The following is a 22,489-nucleotide window of genomic DNA, read 5'->3' as shown; positions in this document are numbered from 1 at the left end:
ATAATAGTGCCCGGTGAGTACAGGGAGTACTTGGCTTTAAATCGTAGGGTGTCGCGACTGTTTTAGTGTAACCGGTAGCCTGAAATGGGTGCCAGCGAGTCCTTTCGTCGGTAGGCTTTACAATGGATTGGAAAGTTGACACGCCAATGGGGTTTTCTCAGAACTTTATACAGTTTTTTAGGTGGTTTTCTCACTTTTTTCCCCGGCCAGTATTGGCTCTGCCCGTAATTATTTTGTTTTTACTGAATGCCAATCCCACCTTTGCATCCGAAAGCTTCCTGATGCCATTGGGTCCAGTGGCACATGAGCAGAAAACCCATTTCTTCTGGGCTACAGCCCTCACTATGGTGGCTGTGTTGCCCGTTTTTATTTTGGTGCCAATTATTTTATTTAAATACCGACGCAAAAAAGGTACCGGTATTTATACGCCCAAATGGGAGGTCTATGGCCCGCTGGAAGTCGTGATGTGGGGCGTGCCTTTCCTGGTTATTCTGGTGCTCTCGGTCATGCTTTGGCGTGCCACGATTAGCCTGGATCCTTACGAGGAAATTCAAGGCGTGGTACCGCCTGTTAAGGTGGAAGTGGTGGGGCTCGATTGGAAGTGGCTGTTTATTTATCCCCAGCTGGAAATTGCCACGGTGGGGGAGTTAGTTGTCCCGGTACACACACCGGTATCTATGACTCTCACCAGTGATACGGTGATGCAGTCTTTTCTCATTGCAGCGTTGGCGGGACAAATTTATGTCATGCCAGGAATGACGACCAAGTTGAATTTTATTGCCACCAAGCTTGGGAAAACCCAGGGGAAAACACCCAATTTACCGGGAAAGGTTTTACTGACCAAAAATTTGATGTGTTAATTAAGAATGATGAGGATTTTCAGGCTTGGGTAGCACAAGTTCGCGCCTCAGGTATCCCGTTGAATGAGGATACTTACAATCGCCTGGCGACACGTACCACCCGTGAGGAGGCGCACAAAGAACTGGCCACGGCGCAAATGCCTGCCCAAGCCATTTATTTCACTCTCCCAGATGCCAGTCTCTTCCAGGATATAGTGATGCGCTACCACTCCGGTAAACCCCTCAGTATTGAGGAGCAGCCCGGCACCGAGAAATTTGGACGGGATAAGGAAGTGGAGGGCGCGCAACCATGAATGAATACGGTTGGTTGGGCAAACTAAACTGGGACTCCCTTGTTTTCAGTAAATTAATCACCGATCCCTCGGTGAGCGAATTTGTCGCCAGTACAGCCGGCAGTATCGTGATTATTGCCACTGTCGCAATTCTCGGCTTGCTGACCTGGTTCCGGGTATGGGGCACCCTCTGGTCCGAATGGCTTACCAGTACTGATCACAAAAGAATTGGCATCATGTACATAGTGTTTGCACTGGTAATGATGACCAGGGGGCTGCTGGAAGGAATGGTAATGCGGGCGCAGCAGGCTGCCGCGCCAGATGGTTTTCTCTACGCCGATCACTTTGCCCAGCTATTCAGTACCCACGGCACCATCATGATATTTTTTGTTGCCGTACCTTTTGTGGTTGGGTTGGTTAACTATGCGATGCCATTACAGATTGGTGCACGGGATGTTGCTTTCCCTGTTCTCAATCAAATCAGCCTGGCAGTTACGGTTGCATCTGGAATTTTATTAATGGTTTCCCTGGTGGTAGGGGAATTTTCCACTGGCGGTTGGTCTGCTTATCCACCTTATACCGGAGGGGATTTTAATCCAGGTGTCGGGCCCGATTATTGGATATGGGCCATTGTGTTCTCGGGTGCCGGTACCACCCTCACGGGTATTAATTTCACCGTTACAATCATCAAATGTCGCGCTGCTGGAATGAAATTCTTCCGTATGCCGATGTTTTGCTGGACGGTACTTTGCTCCTCTATTTTGATGATATTTGCCATGCCACCCTTAAGTGTGGCCGCGTTGATGCTGGGTTTCGATAGATACCTGGATTTCCACTTTTTCACCAATGATCTCGGTGGAAATATGATGAACTATGCCAATCTGTTTTGGCTGTTCGGGCACCCGGAAGTTTATTTGTTAGTGCTACCGGCCTACGGCATATTTTCCGAAGTTTTCTCTACCTTTTCTGCAAAGCGCTTGTATGGCTACAAGTCTCTGGTGATCGCCACTATGAGTATTGGTGTGTTGAGCTTTACTGTATGGCTGCATCACTTCTTTACCATGGGTCAGAGCCCCACAATTAATATTGTGTTTGGTATTGCCACCATGTTGATTGCAGTTCCTACCGGAGTGAAGGTCTACGATTGGATGGCGACTATGTACCGGGGACGAATCCGTTTTACCACGCCGATGATTTACTCCATCGGGTTTTTGATTTTATTTGTAATTGGTGGTCTATCCGGTGTGATCCTGGCTAATCCCACCGTGGATTTCCAGGTACACAATACCTTGTTCCTGGTGGCGCACTTCCACAATGTTTTAATTCCGGGCGTGCTGTTTGGGTTGCTCGCCGGATACAACTATTGGTTCCCCAAGGCTTTTGGTTTTCGTCTCAATGACAAGCTTGGGCGCTGGTCGGCATTCCTTTGGGTTCTCGGTTTTATGCTGACGTTTTTCCCACTATATGGTGCTGGCCTGTTGGGAATGCCAAGGCGTTCCTTCAGTTATATGGACCTAACTTTCAAACCCTACATGCTGGTTGCATTTGTTGGAGCCATGGTGGTTTTGTGCGCATTAATCAGCTTGGTGGTGCAATTGGTGGTCAGCCTGAGAGACAGGGATAAAAACCGTGTTCCAGTGGGGGACCCGTGGGATGGCCGGTCTCTTGAGTGGTCAATTCCTGCTCCAGCGCCTTCTTACAACTTTGCCGAACTGCCGAGGGTCACTGACCGGGACGAGTTTACCGAGGCCAAGGAACAGGGGCGCGCTTATCTGGCGCCAAAAGTCTACCGTGATATCGAAGTGCCAAAAAATAATCCGCTGGGTTTTCTCCTCTGTGTGTTGAGCGGCATCCTCATGTTTGCGCTGGTTTGGTATATCTGGTGGCTGGCGCTGATATCCGCTGTGGCCATTATTGTTGCAGTAATAGCCTCCACTTTCCGTTGGGACAGTGAACGGGTAATCCCAGCAAGCCAGGTGCAGGAAGACACGGAAAAGTGGCTGGAGCAGGTGAAGAAGAGCAGGGCGGTTGGCAGGGATTTGGAAAATACCCCTGCCAATGTTGGGTACGCCAAGTTGGAGCACTAGGCTGACAAATGAACGGAACCCCTTCGACCAGTAACCCCAGTGTAAACCCAGGCCAGGTGCCTGGGGCGATTCACAAAGACCCGGATATGGTGATCTTTGGGTTCTGGGTTTTTATGATGAGTGACCTCATTTTCTTTGGGGTGGTCTTCGCCATCTATATCACCATGATTGGGGCTACCGCAGGTGGTCCTGGACCAAGGGAATTATTCGATTTTGGCAGTTTATTCGCGCAAACCATGTTGCTGCTTACCAGTAGCCTTACCGTGGGCATTGCAACTGTCACCATGAAGCACCAACGCAGCCAGGCGAGCTTTCTGTTCTGGGTGGTGGTAACCCTGATTTTGGGGTTGGGCTTTCTGACATTGGAGCTCTACGATTTTTCGCAAATGGCGGCACAGGGTGGTGTGCCCCAGCGCAGTGGCTATTTATCAGCTTTCTTTGGCCTGGTGCCCTTACACGGCTTACATGTCAGCTTCGGCTGTTTATGGATGCTGGTGTTGATTGTGCAGATATGCAAAGTGGGTATGCTGGATATTATCAAGTTGCGCTTCTTGCGCCTGGCCCTTTTCTGGCACTTTCTGGACTTGATCTGGATCGGGATTTTCTCGGTTGTTTATTTTGGCGGATGGGTATATGGCTAATAAATCCGGTTACGCGGCCCATTTACGTACCTACCTAACCGGTTATGTTCTGTCGGTAGTGCTTACCATTGCGGCATTCTGGGCAGTTTTGGCAGTGGGGCGGGAAAATAAAAGCGTACTTATTTTGGTTGGTTTGCTTGGGGTAGCGCAACTGGCAGTGCAACTTAAGTGCTTCTTGAATGTTACAACACAAAAAGAAGGACGGGACAACCTGGCCTTGGTTCTTTTTTCAACCCTGATTCTGCTGATCATTGTGGTAGGTACTGCATGGATTATGGGGAACCTGGCTGTGCGTATGCATACCACTATGTAAAGCTAATTGGCAGAAACCGGGCGAGCTAGATAATGACCTTGCTTTTGAGGCTTGAGGTGGCTTTCTCCAGGGATTGCAGCACCTTGCCCTTGTCATAATTACGTATCTTATCCAGATCCAGGTGCATAGAGAAACCCGGGGCGTGTTCTTCCAGGTAGCTTTGTTGACCACCGAGGTTTTTACGCAGGTCTGTCACCTGGTAAACCTTAACCGGGGTGCTGATGCCTTTAACAGTGATATGGCCTTTATCACGGCACATAACCGTGTGCTTGATCATTGCCCAGGTCTCATGGCTGATCAGGATTTCCCCTGGCTGGGCCGCACCCTCAAGGCGTGAAGCCAAGTTCACATGGGTGCCCATTACGGTATAGGACTGGTAGTTGGCTGTGCCAAAGATTCCAACAGTACAGTAACCTGTATTAATTCCCATTCGCACTTGCAAGGGGCGGGAGATCCCCTTGTTGTACCACTCCTGCTTCATCTCACGAACCCGCTTGCGCATGGCCAAGGCCATAGCGACACAGCGCAGAGCATCAGATTTGGGGCCCTTGCTTTCATCATCCCCAAATACCACCATAACCGCATCACCGATAAATTTATCGATGGTGCCGCCGTATTGGCCGGCGATACGTGCCATTTCTGAAAGGTAGTTATTGAGCAATAGAGTAAAGGTTTCAGCCTCCAGCTCCTCGGTAAGCTGGCTGAAATCCTTGATGTCTGAAAAGAAAACTGTCAACAGCTTACGCTGTGTAGTCAGGGCCTCTTCATCACCAGTAGTAATAGAACGCCATAGGCGCTGCGGCAGATATTTGGAGAGTTTATAGGAGCGTACCTTACTTACACGTTGCTCGGTGGTGAGGGCATGATTGGCCTCCTTGAGCTGGCTGATTTGTCGGTGGGTAAAAAATGCATAGGCACATAGATAGGCGAGGATGCCTATTAAACTCACGGTGCTAATAGTGAGGTCGGCATTAATCAACAGTGCCGGTCTGTGTATCAGGTAGCCAACTACAACACCGACGAGAAGGCCTGTGTTGTGTTCAAACCACTTTCTGCCACCGCCCTGAGTCAGGGCATTGAGCTGCACCACAGTGACAAACAGCAATGATGGCAACATGCTGAAATTGGCTAATGCGATAGTGATACCAACAAATATGGTATCGATAAAGGATAGACAGCGCCGGGTTTTATAGGCTTTTTTATCGCGGGACTTATAAAGCAGGAATTGGGCAAAGCCGCAGTAAGCGAGTAGTAATACTGCTATGCCAATTGTAATCAGCTTGTCCAGTTGCCATGGAGAAGACCAATCGACAGTATTTGCCAGGGTGCCCGTAGCCGCAAAACAAATTAAGGTGCGGAAATAGGTAGAGTAATGGGGGCTAATGCCCCGCTCTGTGTTCCCCTCAAGCTTGTCCTGCATCTGTGGTTATCTTTTTGTCCGTTTAGCGGAATTATACATATAGCGAGCGGCCCGTAACCGGTTTCAATATCCCTGGCTTTTACTCGCAGTGCATCGATTTACTGGGCGAAGTGTACTCCTCCAAAAGCCAGATTGCTAAAAAACCGATATTTATACTGGGTTTTAATACGGGGCGCACGTATGCGCTACGTAGGCTGGTTAGGGTACACTCCGCGCTCAGACTTCAACTGGAGAAAACGATGGATGCCCTGACCGCCTTGCATAACAGAGTCTCAACGGGAAAGCTTATTGAGCCAGCTCCCAATGAACAGCAGCGCCAGAACATCTTTCGCGCCGCCCTTCGCGCGGCGGACCACGCCTGTTTGCGCCCCTGGCGCTTCCTGCTAATAGAGGGCCAGGAGCGTAATCGATTGGGGGAGCTATTCCTGCAGGCGGCTGAACAAGCTGAAGGCGCTCCACTAGTGGAAGCCCAGCGCCAGCGTACATTGGCTATGCCGCTGCGAGCGCCTTTGATCATTGTGGCTATCACCCGTCTACAGGAGCATCCCAAGGTACCTCACATGGAGCAGCATATGTCTACTGCCGGCGCCGTACAGGCTATGCTCACCGCTGCCTTCGCAGAGGGTGTTGGCGCCTACTGGCGTACTGGCCCCCTGGCCAGAAACCCGGTGGTTGCTGAGGGGCTCGGCCTTGCGGAAAATGAGCGTATAGATGGTTTTATTTACTGTGGGACCCCGGATAAAGCTCCCCGCCAGGCACCGGATTTACAGGTGGATACATATTTTTCCCAATGGAATGCACAATAGTACTTGCACATCAGGAAACATTTGGGTAAAGTGCGCGCTCTCTCGACGACACAGCAGCTATCTTCCTGATTTTCTTGAAGATTTCGCTAAAGAGAGATCCCCGCTGAAAGGCGGATTGCCCTCCCAGAGGGTGACAATTTGGTGAGGTGTCCGAGTGGTCGAAGGAGCACGCCTGGAAAGTGTGTATGTCGAAAGGCATCGAGGGTTCGAATCCCTCCCTCACCGCCATCTACTAAAAGCCCGGTTTATGCCGGGCTTTTTTATTTCTGTTTACTGCTTAACTCTCCGTTATCTTTTCGGCAATTATTATGCTGACTGTATAGATATTCGTTTGTCAGATGGGCCTCAACTATTTAAAGCGGCACTATCTAGTTAATTCTCTATTCAAGCTTTTATTTTCTGGCTGCCCCAACCGATAGCGCCAGGACCTATTGAGTGCTGCTATGGAGAGATATCTTTTCATTGGCTACCCGGTAATGCTACTGTGCTTATAGCCGGTGAATCGTTCGATCTAAGGTGAGCGTAAATACAACTTGGTATGTTCATGCGGTTTAAACGCTTCTATGGGTTGCCCCCTTATTGTGGCTCTTCTTGTCTGTTGGCATTTCCTCTACTGACAAAGTTGCGCGGGTTTGGTTCGCTCAATTGAATGGATTGCAGTTGCAAATTTAACTTGCTGCCTTTGCTTTGAGTCACAGCGGCGCCTTTTATCTTTTCAGTGTTTATCTCGCTCGTATCTGCATCATGTATTTTTACTGACTTGGTTTGCTTTTTAGAAGATTATTACCTGGTGAGTAAAGGCGTCATGTTCATAATTATTTCCTACTTCTTGTTTTTATCTTCTTTAGTATGGAATTACCCCGTATTTGTTAGCTGTTCTAGTGCAACTGCCCGGACAAGATTGGCTTAACTAAAGCGGCTTCGTCAGAGTCGATTTAGTTAAGTTGCACGGCCAACGCGACCTGTCGATAATTCAATCCAATACCGTCCGCCACATACTTTCTCTTGACGGTAGGCAGAGTAATATCGAGTCCAGCACCACCGTTTGTGGGCTGTCTTGGGCTGTCTTAGGCGAGCTGATAACCACGCTGGGCAAGCATAAGCCGGAAATCTCCGATAACCGCAACGGTATAAAAGCGCCGCTATATGACAGCGGCGGCACCCTGGAAAACCGCACCCTGGCCGAGTTGTTAAACGCCAGAATAGGGCGCTTATCGGTAATGAAATTGTCAGCTTTGACGAAGCCGGCGAGATCAGCCTCGGCGTGTGGGAATTGGGCTATTTCCTGCGCGGGCGCCTCGGATCCACTGAGGGCGTGCTGGACCCAGCCGCCAGCCTAAACCAAGCCTTGGATACTATCGACGCATTGCTACAGATGAAAGTGCTGGCAATACCGAATGATCCGTCGGGTTCTGTCAGTGATGGTGACCGCTATATAGTCGCTACAGGGATCGGTGCTTGGGTCGGTAAAGATGGCCAGCCCGCGCGCTATGTTGCAGACCCAGGCAACTGGCAATTTTTCCTCGCAAAAGTAGTCCTGAATAAAGTGGACGGCCTATTGTATGTGAAAGGCAGTAGCGGCTGCCGGTGATTAGTGGGGATATATCAACAGATTTGGCTGGGGTGGTTACGCAGATGTTGGGGGCTTTGGATGGGGTTTATTGGGATAATCAAGTCACTTAGCTTGCTTTGACTATCAGGGATCAAAAGCCTCTCCATCTATCCACAGGAAAAAAAGGTACTAACCTTTTTTCTTTTAAGGGGTTTCCAAAAAGGTGCAAAGTAGAGAAAATACTGGGATATACTGCGTCTGCAGTATATCCACTTATGCACACTGGTGCCAATTATCAGTAATCTAACGTTCCTACAGTTTTTTTAAATCGTCGCCGAAAGAAGTCTGTGGTTATAGTGGTGGGTGATATATTGCAACTGCTTTTGAATGCACTGTTAGGCATCCAATGAGAGTAATCGCACTTTTTATAGTTTTATTTTCATCATTAGCAATGGCCACTGAATTTGGACGCCCTAAATGGTATCCACATAAAGACTATACACCGTCAGATAAAGTAATCCTGGCCTTCCATGTCGCTCAGGAATATTATGTAAAGAACGTAGCCAGCACAAACCAACCTATTGATTATGAGTTTCATGCTTATGCAACAGATGGTGGCTATATCGTTTCAGTTATGGTGCTTTATCGTGAGAAAGATGGCAGGCATAGTGTGGCGATGGATGGCGAGCACTGTATCTTTTTGAATCAGCAATACATGATAAAAGGGTCAAGGCAGTGTATTGCAGCAGGTCCAAATCCTTTAAAGCAGTGATACCTAACAATCCGCAGCAATCGCTCCCGTTGGTCGCTGGGACAGTCAAAACGCTACGCTTATTTGCCTGCCCCTGTGCGGGGCGTTATGCGTCTGAGTAATTGAAGAGTTGAGAGCCTAAAAGTTGAAGATGTGGAGATGGGAGAAAGGTAGGCAAAATACCGGTTATGAAAAGCTTTTCTTGCTCGGTTCGAAATGGCCAATGCCTTTTGATTTTTATCTGTTGCGATTCAAAGAAGGTACCGAAATTCCGCCACATACGGATAAAGTTAGTTCGGGTAGCCACTACCGATTGAATGTAGTTATAAAAAGGGCAAAATCCGGTGGTGAGTTTCTATGCAGTTCGCCAATTTTTGAAAATTCGAGAGTAAAGTACTTCCGTCCTGATCTCTCAGAGCACTCAGTATCAAGGGTCGTTTCAGGTACCCGCTATGTACTGAGTGTCGGTTGGGTGCGGCACGCATGACAAGGCCGGGCAATTAACTCCGGGCCTGCGGCCCTCCGTGGGACAGCTTACTTTGTGCACGTTTTGCCCGGGTCGCTGCGCTCCAATTTTTGCGCAAAAAGCGCACAAGATAAGCTGCCCCTGCCGGCGGCGTTATGTGTAAATAGAAATGGAAGAATTTAAGATCAACAAGAAAGATCTCAAGCCGATAGCTGTTGGCTATGGAGCTTGTTACGCTACAAATCTTGTGATGAAAAAGGGAATGAAAGTAGGTTATATGTATCGTGAAGAACCATCTGATCCAATGAATGGATGGGTTTTTATGTCCGGCACAGAAAGCCAAGAATATATGGATGATGCGGATAATATAGCGATATACGATACTAATACTGTTGCTAACTATGACCCTAAGATTATCCCATTTATAGAGTGTCCAGTTGGCACTGAGTGTGAGCGTACAGCTGATGGTAAACTTCAAATTATTCAGTCAAACACGTAACAAGTGACAATGATTGCTCGTCAAGCTTTTAAGCCATATTTTCATCCCAGTAGGTGTTGTTTTTCACCATGGTATACAGGATGGTAAGTTGCTTTCTCATACAGGCAATGAGGGCTACTTTTTTAAGTTTACCTGCGTCGACTAATCGCTTATACATCGGCTTTAATTTGGGATGATGTTGAATAGCCGACATGATGGAAACAAACAGAACGGTACGTACGCGATGCCTCCCACCTCGAATATATCGCTTGCCCTGGATGCTGCCGCTATCACGATTCATTGGGGCGATTCCTACGAGTGCGGCGATTTCTTTACGGTTCAATTTTCCTAGTTCAGGAAGTTCGCTTATCAGTGTATAGGCCAATACATTCCCAACTCCTTTGGCGCTCAACAATAGGTCGCGTCTTTGCCGCCACTCAGAAACACTGTTAACGAGCTTATCCAGCTGTTTGTCGATTCTTTCTCTGTTTGTCGATTCTTTCTAGTTCTTTCTTAATGATATTTAGAATAGTCTGAATAGGTTAGTGTACTGATTTAGGCATCCGCTGAAGCCGGTTCTTTTGCATCGTGCTCATCTCTAAACACTGACTTCTTACAGTTAGCAAGTCACTGATTTCCCTTAGTTTTTCTGGCTTCAGTACCGGCAGCCTTGGCTTCATGGCCTCACCAACGTGTGCGATATCCATCGCGTCTAGTTTGTCCGTTTTGGCGAGGTGCCCTGCGGGTTTGGCGAAGCTTCTTATCTGAGAAGGGTTGCAAATAACAATAGGCAATCCCACTTTGTCTGCTGCACAAACAAACTCTAATTCAAGTCTTCCTGTAGGCTTTATTAGTACTCTTTCAGGTTTAAGAGGTTGTAGTTGTTTAATGGCATCCTTAATACCATTTTTATCATTGATAACACTAAATAATTGGCCAGTAGGTCTCACAGAAATATAGAGTCAGATTTAAGATTTCACAGTGACTGGGGGCTGAGTACGGTACTTATACATACCAAAAACGACTCAGGTAACTAGGTATTGAACCGAGCATGAGCCGTCCAGGATCTATGGATGATAATGTGCATGTAGAATCATTTTTTCAGACATTAAAAACTGAGAGTTTTAAAGGGTTTATTTTTGATTCGGTTGAGGACCTGAGAAGTAATTTATCTTAGTATAATGATAGATACTATAAGCTTATGAGAAGACATGGTTCATTTAGGTTAAAAAGCCCTGATGAATATGAAAGAATGGTCGCATAAGATGGCGTCTACTTTAAGGGGGAGGCTTCTACCGGTCAGGATGCCGCTATATGAAGGCAGGAGTGAGGCTCGTTGAGATTATCCCGAGCGCGCTAGGGTAGGGTGATCTGTTCACGCCAGGTCAATCGGCAAGGGCCAGGGAGACTATGCAAGCCAGTGATAGCATCAACTGCAAGTTTGGTCGGGGCACTCCTTTCCTGGGGGCTGAAGGCATCCAGAAGAAATGAAAGATGCGGCAGGCTTATACATCGCCTGCCTATACCACTTGGTGGTGGGATTTGCTTCAGGTGATGGCTTGAGTTGTTACCGGAAGCAGCGCTTTAGGAGTTTTATGCCAAGAGCAGTGGCAGTTATTTGGGGAGGGCTGCCATTGCTGCTAAGGTTTTTTAACTAGATGTTTACGTAGACTGCGTTGATTTTTATCCAGGAGCTTTGACAACCTTCAACATTCAGCCTTACTTCTTTCTCCGCTATAGCGGCGGATAGCAGTGTAGATTTCAAAATTGGGTCATCGTCACTACTTATGCCTGCGTAGCCATTATTTGTTGGGCATTCAGCTTTTGCTTCGTCGCTAAACCCTTCTTTCAATTTAAGTGCAACGGCTCCATTAGCGGTTGAATAGTAGTAGCTGATGGTTCCAACTGTTTGTGCGGAATGTGCTGGGATTGATGCCAGCATTATAAGCAGTGAGGTTAGCAGCGTAGGCTTTTTCATAGGTTTCCTAATTAATTAAGTGTCCAAATCTTATGCTTGCGTAATAGTAATCACTATCCACTTCAAGGCAATCTGGCAGCGCACTTTGCCGTATGAACTGCATTATTTCAATTAGAGTTTGAATGAGCAGAACTCCATTCTCAATTGGTGACCTGTAGGTAACTGTGAAGCTGTTGAGAAAGGCTAGGTCGGGATGATCTAGTCACGCCAGATCAATCTGCAAAGCCAAGTGAGACTATTGATAGTATCAACCACAAGTTTGGCCGGGGGACTCTGTTTCTCGGGGCTGAAGGTATCCAGAAGAAATGGAAGATGCGGCAGACTTATACGTCGCCTGCCTACACCACTAAATGGGGTGATTTGCCTAAAGTGACAACTTAATCTGATTGTACTACTTAGATTCCGATAGATTTCATACTTTGCAAAGCCCTCAGTAGGTTAAAATGAGTGCATTTGTATAAATATACAGCAGGGATTGGCGCCCCAAAAAATGTCTAAGATTTGCTCCTAAATTATTGATCTATATAGAGCAAAAATGAGTAATAAAGGGTAGTTTTCTTAGACAGAGATTCCCCGGAAAGCTAGCAATTACAAGAGTTAGAGGGCTGTTTTAGTCAATACTGCTGCAGTATATGAGTGCCTTTATGAAACCCTCTTACTACCAGGCTGAGGTTACTTAAGTTGCCTAGTCGACCATAAGTAATTATCGTTTTCAAAGAGGGCGCCGCTCCGACCGGCGGCTTCTATAAAATTCTCAAGTACTATCCAGTATTTGTTCCTTATTGCGAAATGCCTTCTTCTCTCCTGTCGCGGGAAATTGATCGGAACCCATAAGCAGTAAGCTCCCCTCGCTTTGTGCGGTGTAATACTATTGGCATTTCCATCTTGGATAATTGAATGCTTTATTGACTCAACTCCAGGGGGCAACCAAAATACTTACCTAGTAGTAATTTGCCGCAGTTTAGTTTTATGCGACTTAAGTCTTTGTTATTGATTTCCTTGCTCTCAGTAAGCGGATGTTATGAGGTTGCGCCTCAGTCTTACAATCGTAGTGAGTGGTTGCCTGGTTGGGCTGATGTGGATGGAGATTGCCAGAATACTCGCCAAGAGCTTTTGATAAGGCTTTCATTGGCTCCGGTAGTTTTTAGCAATGAAAAAGGTTGTACAGTGGTGTCCGGTTTATGGATAGACCCATATACAGGGCAGTTTTTTGAAAAGGCATCGGACTTGGATGTAGAGCATATAGTACCGCTTTCCTGGGCCCATAAACATGGTGGCTCCACTTGGAGTCGAGAGCAGCGTAGGGCATTTGCCGAAGATCCAGCTAATCTTTGGCTGGTGGATGATGGCCACAATCAACGTAAGGGTGGTAAGGGGCCGACTGAGTGGTTACCTCCATATCAGCCAGCCCGAAGCGTATATAGGCGGCAGTTCATGGCTATCGCCAGGAAGTATGGGCTCGATCAGTGAAGTAAATAGTGAGATGTCCCTTCACTTGGCAATTTATATTGACTTTTGAAGGGGCAATTTTTGATTGAGTTCTGCTTATTCTAAATTATTGCTTACCCTTTTATAGGCAATCTCTCTTTTTGAATTTTTTTGTTTTATATTCTCTCGTCTGATTAATATGTCTAGGTATTCTGTGCCTCGCAGCCAGATTGATTAATTAAAAGCGCACTGGTCATAGTTGTTTAAGATCTTGGGACCGTGATTCTAAATATCTTGGCATAACTATCTACTTGTACCGCAATACTACTGCGCTTCGTTGCCTTGGGTGATAAGTTCTGCGACTACTTGACCTTGTGGTAAGTTGGGGTGTTGTCGAGAACGTGTCTATAGGTTGCATAATTAAAGTGCTTCTTATGGGGTGAGAGCCTTTTAGGTAGGGAAGTAATTTCCTGGTTTAGTGGAAGAATAAAGGATAACAGTATGGACAGGGTTGCCGGAGTTTCATCAATATGTATGGGGCTAATCTATATTGCCGCTTTTTTATTTTTTGGATTTTTTTGGGCCTTTCCATCGGGTGGAAGTCCTACAGAAAAGATGGCATTTCTAGCAGAAAATCAACTGCTATTTAGTAGTGTTTATATATTAATGTACCTGGTGTTTGCTGTCTTTTTGGGGTGTTTGGTGGTTTGCCTTTATGAAAAGCTCAGGAATAGAGGCAGGAGGATCACAGCTCTAGCTTCCTTATTTGGGGCAATCTGGGTTGGTCTTTTGATTGCTAGCGGTATGATTGCGAATATTGGGCTTGCTTATGCCTTGGGGCTCTCCGAAGTCAATGTAGAAAAAGCTTTTGAAGCTTGGGGTGTTATATACCTGTTGGTTGAGAGCCTTGGTGGAGGGAATGAGTTGGTTGGTGGGCTTTGGGTCTTGCTGATTAGCGTGGTTGCGTTGCAAGCAAGGGTTTTCTCCCGCCCATTAAATTACCTTGGAGTGATAGTAGGAGTCGCTGGAATTGCGACCGTTTACCCTGCTGATATTCTCACGGAAATTTTTGGTGTCACTCAAATAGGCTGGTTTATCTGGATGGGTATTTCTTTATTAGGGAAGAGCAGTAATAGGCAGACTTGGGAAGCTGCTAACGCTGTTAATGGTGCTACGGAATAGTTTCGTGCTGACTAATTATTCTTCAGTGTAGAGAAGGCAAGTATTTTGTTGTGGTTATTATCGCCTCCACTTCCTAATGTTTGCCTTCATTGGCCCCCTCTTGGCATTATCAGTGGGGTGACTTTGTCTGTTCCACTGGTCTTGCTTACTTTACTTTCTGCTGGAGGGTTAAAACTGGAGCTTCTGGCTTCACAAGAAGTGATATCAACGGCTGCTTAGCATTTTTTTGGATCTCGCGCCAAAAAATGAAAAATGCGTCTATTCTTTCAATGGGCCAGACAGTCTTTAAAGAGGTGTCCTGGCTAGAGTTTCCGCTGTAAAAGGTGTGGTGTAGAGACGGGCTTTACCAGTTGCCCATTGCTTTCAGTGTATTTAGGCATGAATAGCTAGTCTCAACCTGCCAGCTCCTGGGAAGCGAGCGGATAGCACATTACCTGCAATTGATTTACAGGGTGATAGCCCTGGAAACTTTGGAGATCTTATTGTGAAAAGCAAGCAGTACATCCTTCCTTTGGTAATTGCCAGTCTTGCTGCTTCTGCTGCCCTTGCGGATTCTCATCCCAAGAAGCCGGCGAAGGACTGGACTTGTGCAGATTTCCTGGCCATTGATGATGAGTTTAAGCCTAAAGCAGTCTATTGGGCTGCGGCTTATTCAAAGCGCGGTAAGGAAGAGGGTGATATGTTGGATATCGAGGGCACCGAAAAGGTGACACCAATGATTATCACCGCCTGTGCCAACGCGCCAAAAGAGTCCTTCTGGGCCAAGTTTAAGGATGAGTGGCACAAGATGGGGCGCCACCACGGTAAGGACAAGGCGAAGCAAATGATGAACATGCAGGGTGGCGGCAATAACATGGGTACCGATGGCAATAACAGTGGTACCAACGGCAGCAACAATATGCAGAAGCAAAAACAGAAGCAGTAGCCCACTGCGTTGGATGATACCCGGCTTCGGCCGGGTTTCGTCTATTCTGGTCTTGAAGCTTACCTTTGGCGGGGTATAGGCTATTGGTAAGTTTTCAAACCGGCTAGAGTTGGAGCTGCGATCATCGCCGGGTAATCAAGTAGTCAAATGGAGTTGTGCTATGGGGAAGTCTGTTAGGGATGGTGTGAAGCGTGGACGGAACATTAATCGTTCTGCCAGGCTGTTTTGGGGTGCGGTGCTACTGGCGGGCCTCTTCATGGCGCTGTTTATGCACTCAGCCAAGGCGTTCCCTCTGTAGTGCTTTTCTATAGCATAAGGGGGATAGAGATGGCGCCCCCGGGTGGACTCGAACCACCAGTCCGGACTTAGGAGGTCCGTGGTTTATCCTGTTAACCGACGGGGGCAGGCACTTTAACCGAACTTTGTATCTGGCTATGGGTGCGAAGGGCGGCCATTCTATCCGGTATGCCGGCAAATGTCATGTCATCCTGCACCCTCAACGTCTATCTGCTTAGTTTCATTATTTGCCGATACTCGCGAGTAGACCTGTCACTCTAGGTAACAGGCAGAAGCTCTAGTTACCGCATTACCCGCTGTTTCCTATCTGTGCGGTTTTCGAAATTTTTTCATAATTATTTGCTGTGCCATCGTTGGTTTTGTGTTTGAAAAACGCAATTTGGCGGACATTTTTGCGTGCTGAAAAGCGGAATCTGATTGAAGTCAATTTGTCATTGTTTAGGTGTAAATTTTTGCTTGACCATGATTGTTTAGCATCGCTAATCTGCAGTGGCACCCAAGGTGCAATAAGGATATTTCTGCTTTCGCGAATCAAGATTATGGAGTTTCGTATGAGCGGTAACGTTAACGAAAAGTACATGGATTTTGACAGTGTGGATATTCCACAAATTGCTAATGAAGTACTAAAGCAGGCTACTTCCCAGCCGCCGCGTGACGCGCGCAGGATGGTGGAGGATAAACTGGAGGAGATACGCTTGAGGCGGGAGTTAATGGATTATGATTTTGAAAACTAAATACTCAAAAGGGATTTAAGTTACCAATTATTTTAGGGTTGTACGGGGTTGCCACTAGAGCCCCGTACAATTTGAGAACTAATTACATCCATTTATTTACTGCTTTATTCATTGCTAATAAATTTCCCACGGATTAATTTCCATTGAAATTAGCTGATAACTAGTTGATGGGAAAATCTATCAATAATGCCCCAATTATCGCTGATGCAATTAAATGCTGACGTCCAGCGCTCAGAATTTCTCTATTACTACGTAGAGTTTTGCCGCTAATGACTTTGTAACTAAGTAGTGGTTCTCTATGCGCTTTTAAGCAGGAATGAGCGCTCTATAAGGAATTGCAAGCAAAGGCGGCCCAGGAGCCGCACCTTTGGCATTTAACTACATTTGTGTAGCTGTTCCTTCATCCCCTTTACTTTGCTTGCCGCCAAACCAGCCCAACAGTTGCTTTAGCTTATGGGATAACTTGCCGCGCTTGGCTTTACGCTCTTTGTCAGCAGCACTTACCAGCCAGGCTACCTGGATAACCATTCGCTGCCCCTCAAAAGGCAAATGGCCGTGGAACGAATTATCCGCGCGCTTAAAGGCAGCAAGGGTGCCGTAGACAGGAGAGACTTCAGGCGCAACAGTATCTTCGAAGTCATCTATGCGCTTAAGGAAACGTAGGCAGCCGTTGCCATCCACTGTCCACTCAGGGTTGAGGTAGAGCAGGGCGGTAGCGATTTTGGATTTACCGTCGGTATGAATCCTGCCGTGTCGCTTTTTCAAGGTGCGGCTGATGGAGACATAAGTTGGGTATTGGGAGAGCTGTTCAATGCCCAGGTTGTCACCGATGGCATTGGCAAATTCCGGATCGGTAAACTGGGTGATCAAGGTATTAATGGAAGTCCCGCATTCCTCCTTTTCATGGGGGAGGTAGCCAGCGCCTTTAAGGCGCGGAAAGTCTTCAATAAATGAAGACATCATGTTTTCGTTCAAAACTTTCTGGGCTACAAAGAATGGGAAGGGCTGGCGGTTAATCAGGATATCTTCGCCGGTCAAGTCACTGGCATTGAGCCAGCGGCTGGCTTCAGCAGCAGGGCTAGTCATTATTGTGCATCCTTACAAACTGGTCCGGTGTAGCCACCGGGTCACATCGAAGTTTTTGTTGATGTCGACCACAGAGTTTCAGCCCTGGTTCACCTGGGCATACGGCACTTGGCGCCGCCTCACGACAGTGCGAAAAGTATCAGAGCCAGGCTCTCGGGCCAATACCAGCGTACAAATACTGCCCCGATTTCTGGCTTTGCCTTGCTTGAAATCAAGGGCATGTGAGATAGGTTGCGTTGAATACCATGCATTTGGCGCAAGTGCCGGTATAATGCCGTTCAGATTTTCGTCAGAGCGGTTTTATCCAAGCAATGTCTGTGACTTCCAAGTCCCCAGTTGTATTGCAAGTACGCGACCTCGCCTGTGAAAGGGATGGTCGTCGCTTGTTTGAGGGCCTTGATTTCTCACTCCCAAGCGGGGCTGCGATCCAGGTTAAAGGTGCCAATGGGGCGGGTAAAACCACACTGTTGCGCACCTTAATTGGCAGTTCCAGTGATTTTAGCGGAGAGATCCTCTGGCGCGGCAATCCTTTCCCTGAGGCTTTGCGGGGAATGCGTGAGTCCCTACTATATATCGGCCATCGGGGTGGGGTACGGGCTGGATTAACTCCCTTGGAAAACCTCACCTGGTATGGGGCAGATAATGAGTCTGCTCTGCAGGCTCTTGATAGGGTGGATTTGTTCGGTTTTGAGCACAGTTTGTGCCATAGCCTGTCTGCCGGGCAAAACCGCCGAGTAGCCCTGGCCCGGATGTTCTTGCCGCAGGCGCCACGTTTGTGGGTCCTTGATGAGCCCTTGACTGCCCTGGATGTTGCCGGGGTGGCTGCGCTGGAAAAGCAGATGTCTGCGCATATGGATAAGGGTGGTTCCATACTCCTGACCTCTCATCAACCACTGGCCTTACCTGGGCTCGATTTTATCGATCTGTCTGACTTTGTAGTCGATGAGTCTTTTACAGATATCGGGGGAGAGCATGTCTTCAGTTGATGTCCAACCCCCGGTGAGTGAAGCCCGTACAAGCCCCGGTTTTGTTGCACTCTTCCGGATTGAAATGCTACTGGCCCTGCGTAAGCGGGCAGATATTGCTAACCCCTTGCTGTTTTTTGTCACAGTGCTCGCGCTTCTACCCCTTGGAGTAGGACCGGGGCCCGATCTATTGGCAAAAATGGCCCCCGGAATGATCTGGGTGATGGCTCTACTCGCCACCATGCTCTCCCAGGAGAGCCTGTTCCGCGGAGACTTTGAGGACGGAACCCTGGAGCAGTTAACCCTGTTGCCGCAACCTCTATATTTTGCCGTATTGGCAAAGTCATTGGTGCACTGGGTTGCTACCGGGTTGCCACTAGCGCTTTTATCGCCGTTGTTGGCATTGATGCTGAATCTCCCCGTCGAGGGATATCTCTGCTTATTTATTTCGCTGTTCCTAGGGACGGCAAGCCTCAGTTTGATAGGCGCAATAGGCGCGGCGCTCACAGTAGCTCTGCGTCGCCCCGGTCTGCTGCTGGCGCTAATTGTTATGCCCTTGTATGTGCCCGTGCTAATCTTCGGCACCGGCGCGGTGCAGGCGGCTATTGATGGCTATGCCTACAGCGCACAGCTGGCGATTTTGGCCGCTCTGCTGGCCGCCGCTGCAGCCCTTGCTCCGCTCGCTGCTGCCGGGGCGATACGTATCAGCCTGGATAATTGATTCGGAGGTCTTCTTGGCTTGGCAATGGTTTCACCGTTTAGGTTCGCCGCGTTGGTTTTATCAGAAGACCAATGTGTGGCTTCCCTGGCTGGCACTGGCAAGTGTAGTATTGTTGTCAGTGGGTACTGTTTGGGGACTTGGTTTTGCGCCGGAAGATGCCAAGCAGGGCAATAGCTATCGCATTATTTTTATTCATGTGCCAGCTGCTTTCCTGGCCCTGGCCGGCTACTACATTATGGCGATCAGTGGGGCTATCGGCCTTATCTGGAAGATGAAGCTTTCCTTTGCGGTGATGCGGGCCGCAGCGCCTATCGGTGCGGTGCTAACTTTTATTTCCCTTTTCACCGGTGCTGTTTGGGGCAAGCCTACCTGGGGCACTTACTGGGTATGGGATGCTCGTATAACCTCCATGTTGATTCTGTTATTCCTGTATATCGGTGTGATGGCCTTGTCGCAAGCTGTCGGCCGTGAGCAAGTGGCCGATAAAGCCAGCGCACTCCTTGCCCTGGTAGGCACGGTGAATATTCCGATTATCTACAAATCGGTAGACTGGTGGTTTACTCTGCATCAGCCTGCCACCATCCGCCTTACAGAATCCAGCAGCATCGATCCGAGTATGTTCTACCCATTGCTGACCATGATCATCGGCTTTTACTGTATGTACGCCTGGACCCTGCTGACCCATACTCGCGCTCTGTTATTGCGCCGGGAGGTTCGCACCCAGTGGGCACAACAGGAATTAGCGGGAGGAAAATAACGTGGAGTTCCAATTTTCCAGTTTTGCAGATTTCCTGGCGATGGACGGTCACGGTATCTTCGTGTGGATCTCTTACGCCGTTACTTTTGCAGCACTGGCTGCCATGGCTCTTTATCCCCGACTTGCCCGCCGCCGTCTGCAGCGGGAACTGCAACATCAGCAACGGATTAGCCAGCGGCGCCAAAAGGTGAAAGCAGCGAGGCAAGCTGTAAAGGAGCCCGCATAGGCTGTGCCGGCTCACAGGTTTAGATTTAGATGTTTGCCCGGTTGTGACCGCTGCCCAGCTAACAAGATCAAAACTTAAATATATGGAGTTTAACTAAGACAATGCATCCTGTACGCAAGCAACGTCTGATCCTGGTACTTGTCCTGGTCACCTTGTCTAGTGTCGCCGTGGGTTTTGTGACCTATGCGATGCGTGAAAATATGGATTATTTCTACGCGCCCAGTGCTTTTGCGGCTGGAGAGGTCCCTTTTGAAAAGCGTATTCGCGCAGGCGGTTGCGTAGTGCCAGGCAGTGTGCAACGCGCTGAAGATAGCCTGGATGTGCGGTTTGTTATCACTGACGGTGAAGCCGAACTGGCCGTGGTATTCGACAAGATACTGCCGGATTTGTTTGCTGAGGGTGAAGCTGCAGTAATTTCCGGGCGCCTGATGCAGGACGGCACCATGCGTGCAGACCAGGTCCTGGCCAAGCACGATGAAACCTATACGCCACCAGAGGTGGCTGAGTCTATGGTTTCTCACGAAAGCTGTGCTGATGGAGCAAAAATATGATCCCTGAGTTGGGCCATTTTGCACTGGTAGCGGGATTGCTGCTTGCTATTGCCTTATCTGTCCTGCCTATTGCCGGCAGCTATACCGCTCGGCCCTTATGGATGGAGGCCGGTAAACCCCTCGCCATGGGCGTATTCGTCTTTGTATTGATCTCTTTTGCTTGCTTGACGATTGCCTTTGTACAGAGTGATTTCACAGTTAATTACGTCGCAAAGAACTCCAATAGCATTCTGCCTGTTTACTACAAAGTGACGGCAGTTTGGGGAGGGCATGAGGGGTCCATACTTCTGTGGCTTTTGATTCAGGCTGGTTGGGCAGCTGCGGTTGCCATGTTCGGCCGGCAGTTGCCACCGGAGCTGTCGGCACGGGTGCTGTCTGTAATGGGCATGGTGCTGATCGGTTTCTTCCTCTTTATCCTTTTAACTTCGAATCCATTCGATAGAACCCTGCCTTTCCCGCCGATGGAAGGTTCAGATCTGAATCCACTGTTGCAAGACCCGGGAATGATTTTCCATCCGCCTCTACTGTATATGGGGTATGTGGGGTTCTCTGTGGCTTTTGCATTCGCTATTGCAGCCCTGCTCGGTGGCCAACTGGATGCAGTGTGGGCGCGCTGGGCCAGGCCCTGGACGGTCGTGGCCTGGGCTTTCCTCACCCTGGGTATCGCCCTGGGTAGTTGGTGGGCTTATTATGAACTCGGCTGGGGTGGCTGGTGGTTCTGGGACCCGGTGGAAAATGCTTCCTTGATGCCATGGCTTGTTGGCACTGCACTGATGCACTCACTGGCGGTAACAGAGAAACGTGGTCTGTTTAAGAGCTGGACTATTTTGTTGGCGATATTCGCCTTCAGCCTGAGCTTACTAGGTACCTTCCTGGTACGTTCCGGAGTGATTACCTCAGTACATGCTTTTGCTACCGATCCCCTGCGGGGCAGTTTTATCCTTGGCTTCCTGGCGCTGGTTGTCGGGTTTTCCCTGTTGCTGTTTGCTTTGCGCGCGCCTTCAGTCAGTGCTCGCAGTGTATTCTCCTTCCGCTCCCTGGAGACTTTCCTGCTCGGCAATAATATTTTGCTGATCCTCATTATGGCGGTGGTGCTGACTGGTACTTTGTATCCATTGGTTGCAGATGCCTTGAACCTCGGCAAGATCAGTGTGGGACCGCCGTTCTTCAATCTGTTCTTTGTGCCGATAATGGTTGTGTTGTGCCTGCTGCTGGGTATGGGAGTGCACGCCAACTGGAAAGACAGCCGTTGGGACAAGTTATTGAATATTTGGCGTTTGCCGTTTTTGGCAGCATTGGTTATCGCTCTGGTTTGGCCGTTGGCTTTCGACCATTACCATTGGGGGGCAGTGCTGGGTATCTTTATCGGTGCCTGGGTATTCTGTGCGAGCCTTGCCGATATCGTAACCAAGACCCGCAACGCCAAGTCTTTCTTTGCTGGATTAAAGCGCCAGCGTGCCAGCTATTATGGTATGCATCTCGCGCATATTGGCCTGGCTGTTGCAGTACTCGGGGTTGTATTAACTACGGTATACAGCGTGGAAGATGACCTGCGCATGGGGGCTGGGGACAGCCATCAAGTGGCTGGCTACGATTTCAAATTTGATGGGGTGCGCCTCGCTCAGGGTCCAAACTACCGTGCCTTTGAAGGGGTGTTGCACGTTAGTAAAAATGGTGAGCCTGTAGCAGAGCTGCTTCCGCAGAAGCGGAATTATTTCTCTGGCGGAAATACCATGACCGAGGCGGCGATCGACACTGGTCTGTTCCGCGATATATACGTAGCCCTGGGCGAACCCTTGGACCGCAGCAATCCCAGCGGCGATTGGGCGGTAAGGCTGCAATATAAGGCATTTGTAGTATGGATCTGGCTCGGTGCTTTATTAATGGCGATTGGCGGTGGTATTGCGGTTGCGGATAAACGTTATCGTAAAGCCAAAGTGGCACGTCAGGTGCCGATTGCTGGCAATGTAGCTACTGCGTAGATTTGGGGAAG

Annotated in this window: 25 protein-coding genes, 2 tRNA genes and 3 pseudogenes; 25 read left to right on the top strand and 5 right to left on the bottom strand. The window is 48.5% G+C overall.

What is annotated here, in order from left to right; translation table 11 throughout:
• The first annotated feature begins 122 nt into the window (after positions 1 to 122).
• Genes P3339_RS15680 through cyoD form a run of 5 tightly spaced genes read left to right on the top strand, consistent with a single transcriptional unit; the run spans position 123 to position 4,173 of the window.
• Entirely contained in the window at positions 123 to 860 is a 738-nt protein-coding gene (locus P3339_RS15680; protein ID WP_282951105.1) for a cytochrome ubiquinol oxidase subunit II family protein, read from the top strand.
• Positions 854 to 1,153, top strand: coding sequence for a hypothetical protein (locus P3339_RS15675; protein ID WP_282951104.1), 300 nt, complete (start codon positions 854 to 856; stop codon positions 1,151 to 1,153). The genes P3339_RS15680 and P3339_RS15675 overlap by 7 nt, the downstream gene beginning before the upstream one ends.
• Positions 1,150 to 3,219: a cbb3-type cytochrome c oxidase subunit I gene (locus tag P3339_RS15670; RefSeq protein ID WP_282951103.1), complete on the top strand. Its 2,070-nt coding sequence runs from the start codon at positions 1,150 to 1,152 to the stop codon at positions 3,217 to 3,219. The genes P3339_RS15675 and P3339_RS15670 overlap by 4 nt, the downstream gene beginning before the upstream one ends.
• An 8-nt stretch (positions 3,220 to 3,227) precedes the next feature.
• Entirely contained in the window at positions 3,228 to 3,860 is a 633-nt protein-coding gene (locus tag P3339_RS15665; RefSeq protein WP_020414732.1) for a cytochrome c oxidase subunit 3, read from the top strand.
• Positions 3,853 to 4,173 (top strand): cytochrome o ubiquinol oxidase subunit IV, encoded by a 321-nt coding sequence (gene cyoD / locus P3339_RS15660; RefSeq protein ID WP_020414733.1) that lies wholly within the window; start codon positions 3,853 to 3,855, stop codon positions 4,171 to 4,173. Before P3339_RS15665 ends, cyoD begins: the two co-directional genes overlap by 8 nt.
• A 25-nt stretch (positions 4,174 to 4,198) precedes the next feature.
• Here cyoD and P3339_RS15655 read toward each other — a convergent pair whose 3' ends face one another.
• Positions 4,199 to 5,593: an adenylate/guanylate cyclase domain-containing protein gene (locus P3339_RS15655; protein ID WP_020414734.1), complete on the bottom strand. Its 1,395-nt coding sequence runs from the start codon at positions 5,591 to 5,593 to the stop codon at positions 4,199 to 4,201.
• 239 nt (positions 5,594 to 5,832) lie between these two features.
• Here P3339_RS15655 and P3339_RS15650 point away from each other — a divergent pair, with 239 nt between their 5' ends.
• The 6 genes and pseudogenes from P3339_RS15650 to P3339_RS15630 all read left to right on the top strand — a co-directional run bounded on the left by P3339_RS15650 (position 5,833) and on the right by P3339_RS15630 (position 9,667).
• Positions 5,833 to 6,399 (top strand): nitroreductase family protein, encoded by a 567-nt coding sequence (locus P3339_RS15650; RefSeq protein ID WP_020414735.1) that lies wholly within the window; start codon positions 5,833 to 5,835, stop codon positions 6,397 to 6,399.
• 140 nt (positions 6,400 to 6,539) lie between these two features.
• Positions 6,540 to 6,627: transfer RNA gene (locus P3339_RS15645), tRNA-Ser, on the top strand.
• Positions 6,628 to 7,594: 967 nt separating this feature from the next.
• Positions 7,595 to 7,696, top strand: a pseudogene (locus P3339_RS23830) (GTA baseplate fiber-binding domain-containing protein); the annotation flags it as partial.
• An 18-nt stretch (positions 7,697 to 7,714) separates the two neighbouring features.
• On the top strand, positions 7,715 to 7,990 hold the full coding sequence (locus P3339_RS15640; RefSeq protein WP_502867335.1) for a DUF2793 domain-containing protein: 276 nt from the start codon (positions 7,715 to 7,717) through the stop codon (positions 7,988 to 7,990).
• Positions 7,991 to 8,357: 367 nt separating this feature from the next.
• The gene (locus P3339_RS15635; RefSeq protein ID WP_282951101.1) at positions 8,358 to 8,723 is read left to right on the top strand and encodes a hypothetical protein; all 366 of its coding nucleotides are present in this window, start codon (positions 8,358 to 8,360) and stop codon (positions 8,721 to 8,723) included.
• Between the two features lie 614 nt (positions 8,724 to 9,337).
• Positions 9,338 to 9,667, top strand: a complete 330-nt coding sequence (locus tag P3339_RS15630) for a DUF2185 domain-containing protein (RefSeq protein ID WP_282951100.1) — start codon at positions 9,338 to 9,340, stop codon at positions 9,665 to 9,667.
• Positions 9,668 to 9,695: 28 nt separating this feature from the next.
• Here P3339_RS15630 and P3339_RS15625 read toward each other — a convergent pair.
• Positions 9,696 to 10,608 (bottom strand): annotated as a pseudogene (locus P3339_RS15625) (IS110 family RNA-guided transposase); the annotation flags it as partial.
• A 77-nt stretch (positions 10,609 to 10,685) separates the two neighbouring features.
• Here P3339_RS15625 and P3339_RS23565 point away from each other — a divergent pair.
• Positions 10,686 to 10,823 (top strand): integrase core domain-containing protein, encoded by a 138-nt coding sequence (locus P3339_RS23565; RefSeq protein ID WP_353056933.1) that lies wholly within the window; start codon positions 10,686 to 10,688, stop codon positions 10,821 to 10,823.
• Positions 10,824 to 11,056: 233 nt separating this feature from the next.
• Positions 11,057 to 11,209 (top strand): annotated as a pseudogene (locus P3339_RS23560) (DUF4113 domain-containing protein).
• Positions 11,210 to 11,300: 91 nt separating this feature from the next.
• Here P3339_RS23560 and P3339_RS15620 read toward each other — a convergent pair.
• A complete protein-coding gene (locus P3339_RS15620) occupies positions 11,301 to 11,624 on the bottom strand; it encodes a hypothetical protein (protein WP_282951099.1) in 324 nt (107 codons plus the stop codon).
• Between the two features lie 237 nt (positions 11,625 to 11,861).
• Between P3339_RS15620 and P3339_RS15615 the strand changes: the two genes are divergently transcribed.
• The 5 genes from P3339_RS15615 (at position 11,862) to P3339_RS15595 (ending at position 15,457) form a co-directional block, all read left to right on the top strand.
• Complete coding sequence (locus P3339_RS15615) at positions 11,862 to 12,005, top strand: DUF4113 domain-containing protein (RefSeq protein WP_282953605.1); 144 nt, start codon at positions 11,862 to 11,864, stop codon at positions 12,003 to 12,005.
• Between the two features lie 588 nt (positions 12,006 to 12,593).
• Positions 12,594 to 13,094: a GmrSD restriction endonuclease domain-containing protein gene (locus P3339_RS15610; protein ID WP_020414737.1), complete on the top strand. Its 501-nt coding sequence runs from the start codon at positions 12,594 to 12,596 to the stop codon at positions 13,092 to 13,094.
• A gap of 459 nt (positions 13,095 to 13,553) precedes the next feature.
• A complete protein-coding gene (locus tag P3339_RS15605) occupies positions 13,554 to 14,234 on the top strand; it encodes a hypothetical protein (RefSeq protein ID WP_282951098.1) in 681 nt (226 codons plus the stop codon).
• Between the two features lie 484 nt (positions 14,235 to 14,718).
• On the top strand, positions 14,719 to 15,159 hold the full coding sequence (gene hdeA, locus P3339_RS15600; protein ID WP_020414739.1) for an acid-activated periplasmic chaperone HdeA: 441 nt from the start codon (positions 14,719 to 14,721) through the stop codon (positions 15,157 to 15,159).
• 160 nt (positions 15,160 to 15,319) lie between these two features.
• Positions 15,320 to 15,457, top strand: a complete 138-nt coding sequence (locus tag P3339_RS15595; RefSeq protein ID WP_020414740.1) for a hypothetical protein — start codon at positions 15,320 to 15,322, stop codon at positions 15,455 to 15,457.
• Positions 15,458 to 15,487: 30 nt separating this feature from the next.
• Here the strand turns inward: P3339_RS15595 and P3339_RS15590 are convergent.
• Positions 15,488 to 15,563 (bottom strand) — tRNA-Arg (locus P3339_RS15590).
• A gap of 444 nt (positions 15,564 to 16,007) precedes the next feature.
• Here P3339_RS15590 and P3339_RS15585 point away from each other — a divergent pair.
• Entirely contained in the window at positions 16,008 to 16,190 is a 183-nt protein-coding gene (locus tag P3339_RS15585; RefSeq protein ID WP_020414742.1) for a PA3496 family putative envelope integrity protein, read from the top strand.
• Between the two features lie 378 nt (positions 16,191 to 16,568).
• On the opposite strand, the gene P3339_RS15580 is transcribed toward P3339_RS15585, so the two are convergent.
• The gene (locus P3339_RS15580; RefSeq protein WP_020414743.1) at positions 16,569 to 17,276 is read right to left on the bottom strand and encodes a 2OG-Fe(II) oxygenase; all 708 of its coding nucleotides are present in this window, start codon (positions 17,274 to 17,276) and stop codon (positions 16,569 to 16,571) included.
• Positions 17,277 to 17,593: 317 nt separating this feature from the next.
• Here P3339_RS15580 and ccmA point away from each other — a divergent pair, with 317 nt between their 5' ends.
• The 6 genes from ccmA (at position 17,594) to P3339_RS15550 (ending at position 22,478) form a co-directional block, all read left to right on the top strand.
• Positions 17,594 to 18,262, top strand: coding sequence for a cytochrome c biogenesis heme-transporting ATPase CcmA (ccmA, locus tag P3339_RS15575; RefSeq protein ID WP_020414744.1), 669 nt, complete (start codon positions 17,594 to 17,596; stop codon positions 18,260 to 18,262).
• The gene (gene ccmB / locus P3339_RS15570; RefSeq protein ID WP_282951097.1) at positions 18,249 to 18,962 is read left to right on the top strand and encodes a heme exporter protein CcmB; all 714 of its coding nucleotides are present in this window, start codon (positions 18,249 to 18,251) and stop codon (positions 18,960 to 18,962) included. Before ccmA ends, ccmB begins: the two co-directional genes overlap by 14 nt.
• 13 nt (positions 18,963 to 18,975) lie before the next feature.
• Positions 18,976 to 19,719: a heme ABC transporter permease gene (locus P3339_RS15565; protein WP_282951096.1), complete on the top strand. Its 744-nt coding sequence runs from the start codon at positions 18,976 to 18,978 to the stop codon at positions 19,717 to 19,719.
• A 1-nt stretch (position 19,720) separates the two neighbouring features.
• A complete protein-coding gene (gene ccmD / locus P3339_RS15560) occupies positions 19,721 to 19,945 on the top strand; it encodes a heme exporter protein CcmD (RefSeq protein ID WP_020414747.1) in 225 nt (74 codons plus the stop codon).
• Positions 19,946 to 20,046: 101 nt separating this feature from the next.
• The gene (ccmE, locus tag P3339_RS15555) at positions 20,047 to 20,496 is read left to right on the top strand and encodes a cytochrome c maturation protein CcmE (RefSeq protein ID WP_020414748.1); all 450 of its coding nucleotides are present in this window, start codon (positions 20,047 to 20,049) and stop codon (positions 20,494 to 20,496) included.
• On the top strand, positions 20,493 to 22,478 hold the full coding sequence (locus P3339_RS15550; RefSeq protein ID WP_020414749.1) for a heme lyase CcmF/NrfE family subunit: 1,986 nt from the start codon (positions 20,493 to 20,495) through the stop codon (positions 22,476 to 22,478). The genes ccmE and P3339_RS15550 overlap by 4 nt, the downstream gene beginning before the upstream one ends.
• Positions 22,479 to 22,489: the final 11 nt, after the last annotated feature.

It is taken from the genome of Microbulbifer sp. MLAF003 (genome assembly GCF_030012965.1).
Lineage (GTDB): Bacteria > Pseudomonadota > Gammaproteobacteria > Pseudomonadales > Cellvibrionaceae > Microbulbifer > Microbulbifer variabilis.
The sequence above is the reverse complement of the archived record's forward strand: the minus strand, read 5'-3'. Positions and strand labels throughout refer to the sequence as shown.

What these genes read in the sequence shown, in the direction of transcription:
- P3339_RS15650 (WP_020414735.1), top strand. Translation starts at nt 5,833, where the DNA reads ATGGATGCCCTGACCGCCTTGCATAACAGAGTCTCAACGGGAAAGCTT.
- ccmB (WP_282951097.1), top strand. Translation starts at nt 18,249, where the DNA reads ATGTCTTCAGTTGATGTCCAACCCCCGGTGAGTGAAGCCCGTACAAGC.
- P3339_RS15655 (WP_020414734.1), bottom strand. Translation starts at nt 5,593, where the DNA reads ATGCAGGACAAGCTTGAGGGGAACACAGAGCGGGGCATTAGCCCCCAT.
- P3339_RS15620 (WP_282951099.1), bottom strand. Translation starts at nt 11,624, where the DNA reads ATGAAAAAGCCTACGCTGCTAACCTCACTGCTTATAATGCTGGCATCA.
- P3339_RS15605 (WP_282951098.1), top strand. Translation starts at nt 13,554, where the DNA reads ATGGACAGGGTTGCCGGAGTTTCATCAATATGTATGGGGCTAATCTAT.
- ccmE (WP_020414748.1), top strand. Translation starts at nt 20,047, where the DNA reads ATGCATCCTGTACGCAAGCAACGTCTGATCCTGGTACTTGTCCTGGTC.
- P3339_RS15670 (WP_282951103.1), top strand. Translation starts at nt 1,150, where the DNA reads ATGAATGAATACGGTTGGTTGGGCAAACTAAACTGGGACTCCCTTGTT.
- P3339_RS15665 (WP_020414732.1), top strand. Translation starts at nt 3,228, where the DNA reads ATGAACGGAACCCCTTCGACCAGTAACCCCAGTGTAAACCCAGGCCAG.
- P3339_RS15585 (WP_020414742.1), top strand. Translation starts at nt 16,008, where the DNA reads ATGAGCGGTAACGTTAACGAAAAGTACATGGATTTTGACAGTGTGGAT.
- cyoD (WP_020414733.1), top strand. Translation starts at nt 3,853, where the DNA reads ATGGCTAATAAATCCGGTTACGCGGCCCATTTACGTACCTACCTAACC.
- P3339_RS15680 (WP_282951105.1), top strand. Translation starts at nt 123, where the DNA reads ATGGATTGGAAAGTTGACACGCCAATGGGGTTTTCTCAGAACTTTATA.
- P3339_RS15630 (WP_282951100.1), top strand. Translation starts at nt 9,338, where the DNA reads ATGGAAGAATTTAAGATCAACAAGAAAGATCTCAAGCCGATAGCTGTT.
- P3339_RS15635 (WP_282951101.1), top strand. Translation starts at nt 8,358, where the DNA reads ATGAGAGTAATCGCACTTTTTATAGTTTTATTTTCATCATTAGCAATG.
- P3339_RS15595 (WP_020414740.1), top strand. Translation starts at nt 15,320, where the DNA reads ATGGGGAAGTCTGTTAGGGATGGTGTGAAGCGTGGACGGAACATTAAT.
- P3339_RS15550 (WP_020414749.1), top strand. Translation starts at nt 20,493, where the DNA reads ATGATCCCTGAGTTGGGCCATTTTGCACTGGTAGCGGGATTGCTGCTT.
- P3339_RS15610 (WP_020414737.1), top strand. Translation starts at nt 12,594, where the DNA reads ATGCGACTTAAGTCTTTGTTATTGATTTCCTTGCTCTCAGTAAGCGGA.
- P3339_RS15580 (WP_020414743.1), bottom strand. Translation starts at nt 17,276, where the DNA reads ATGACTAGCCCTGCTGCTGAAGCCAGCCGCTGGCTCAATGCCAGTGAC.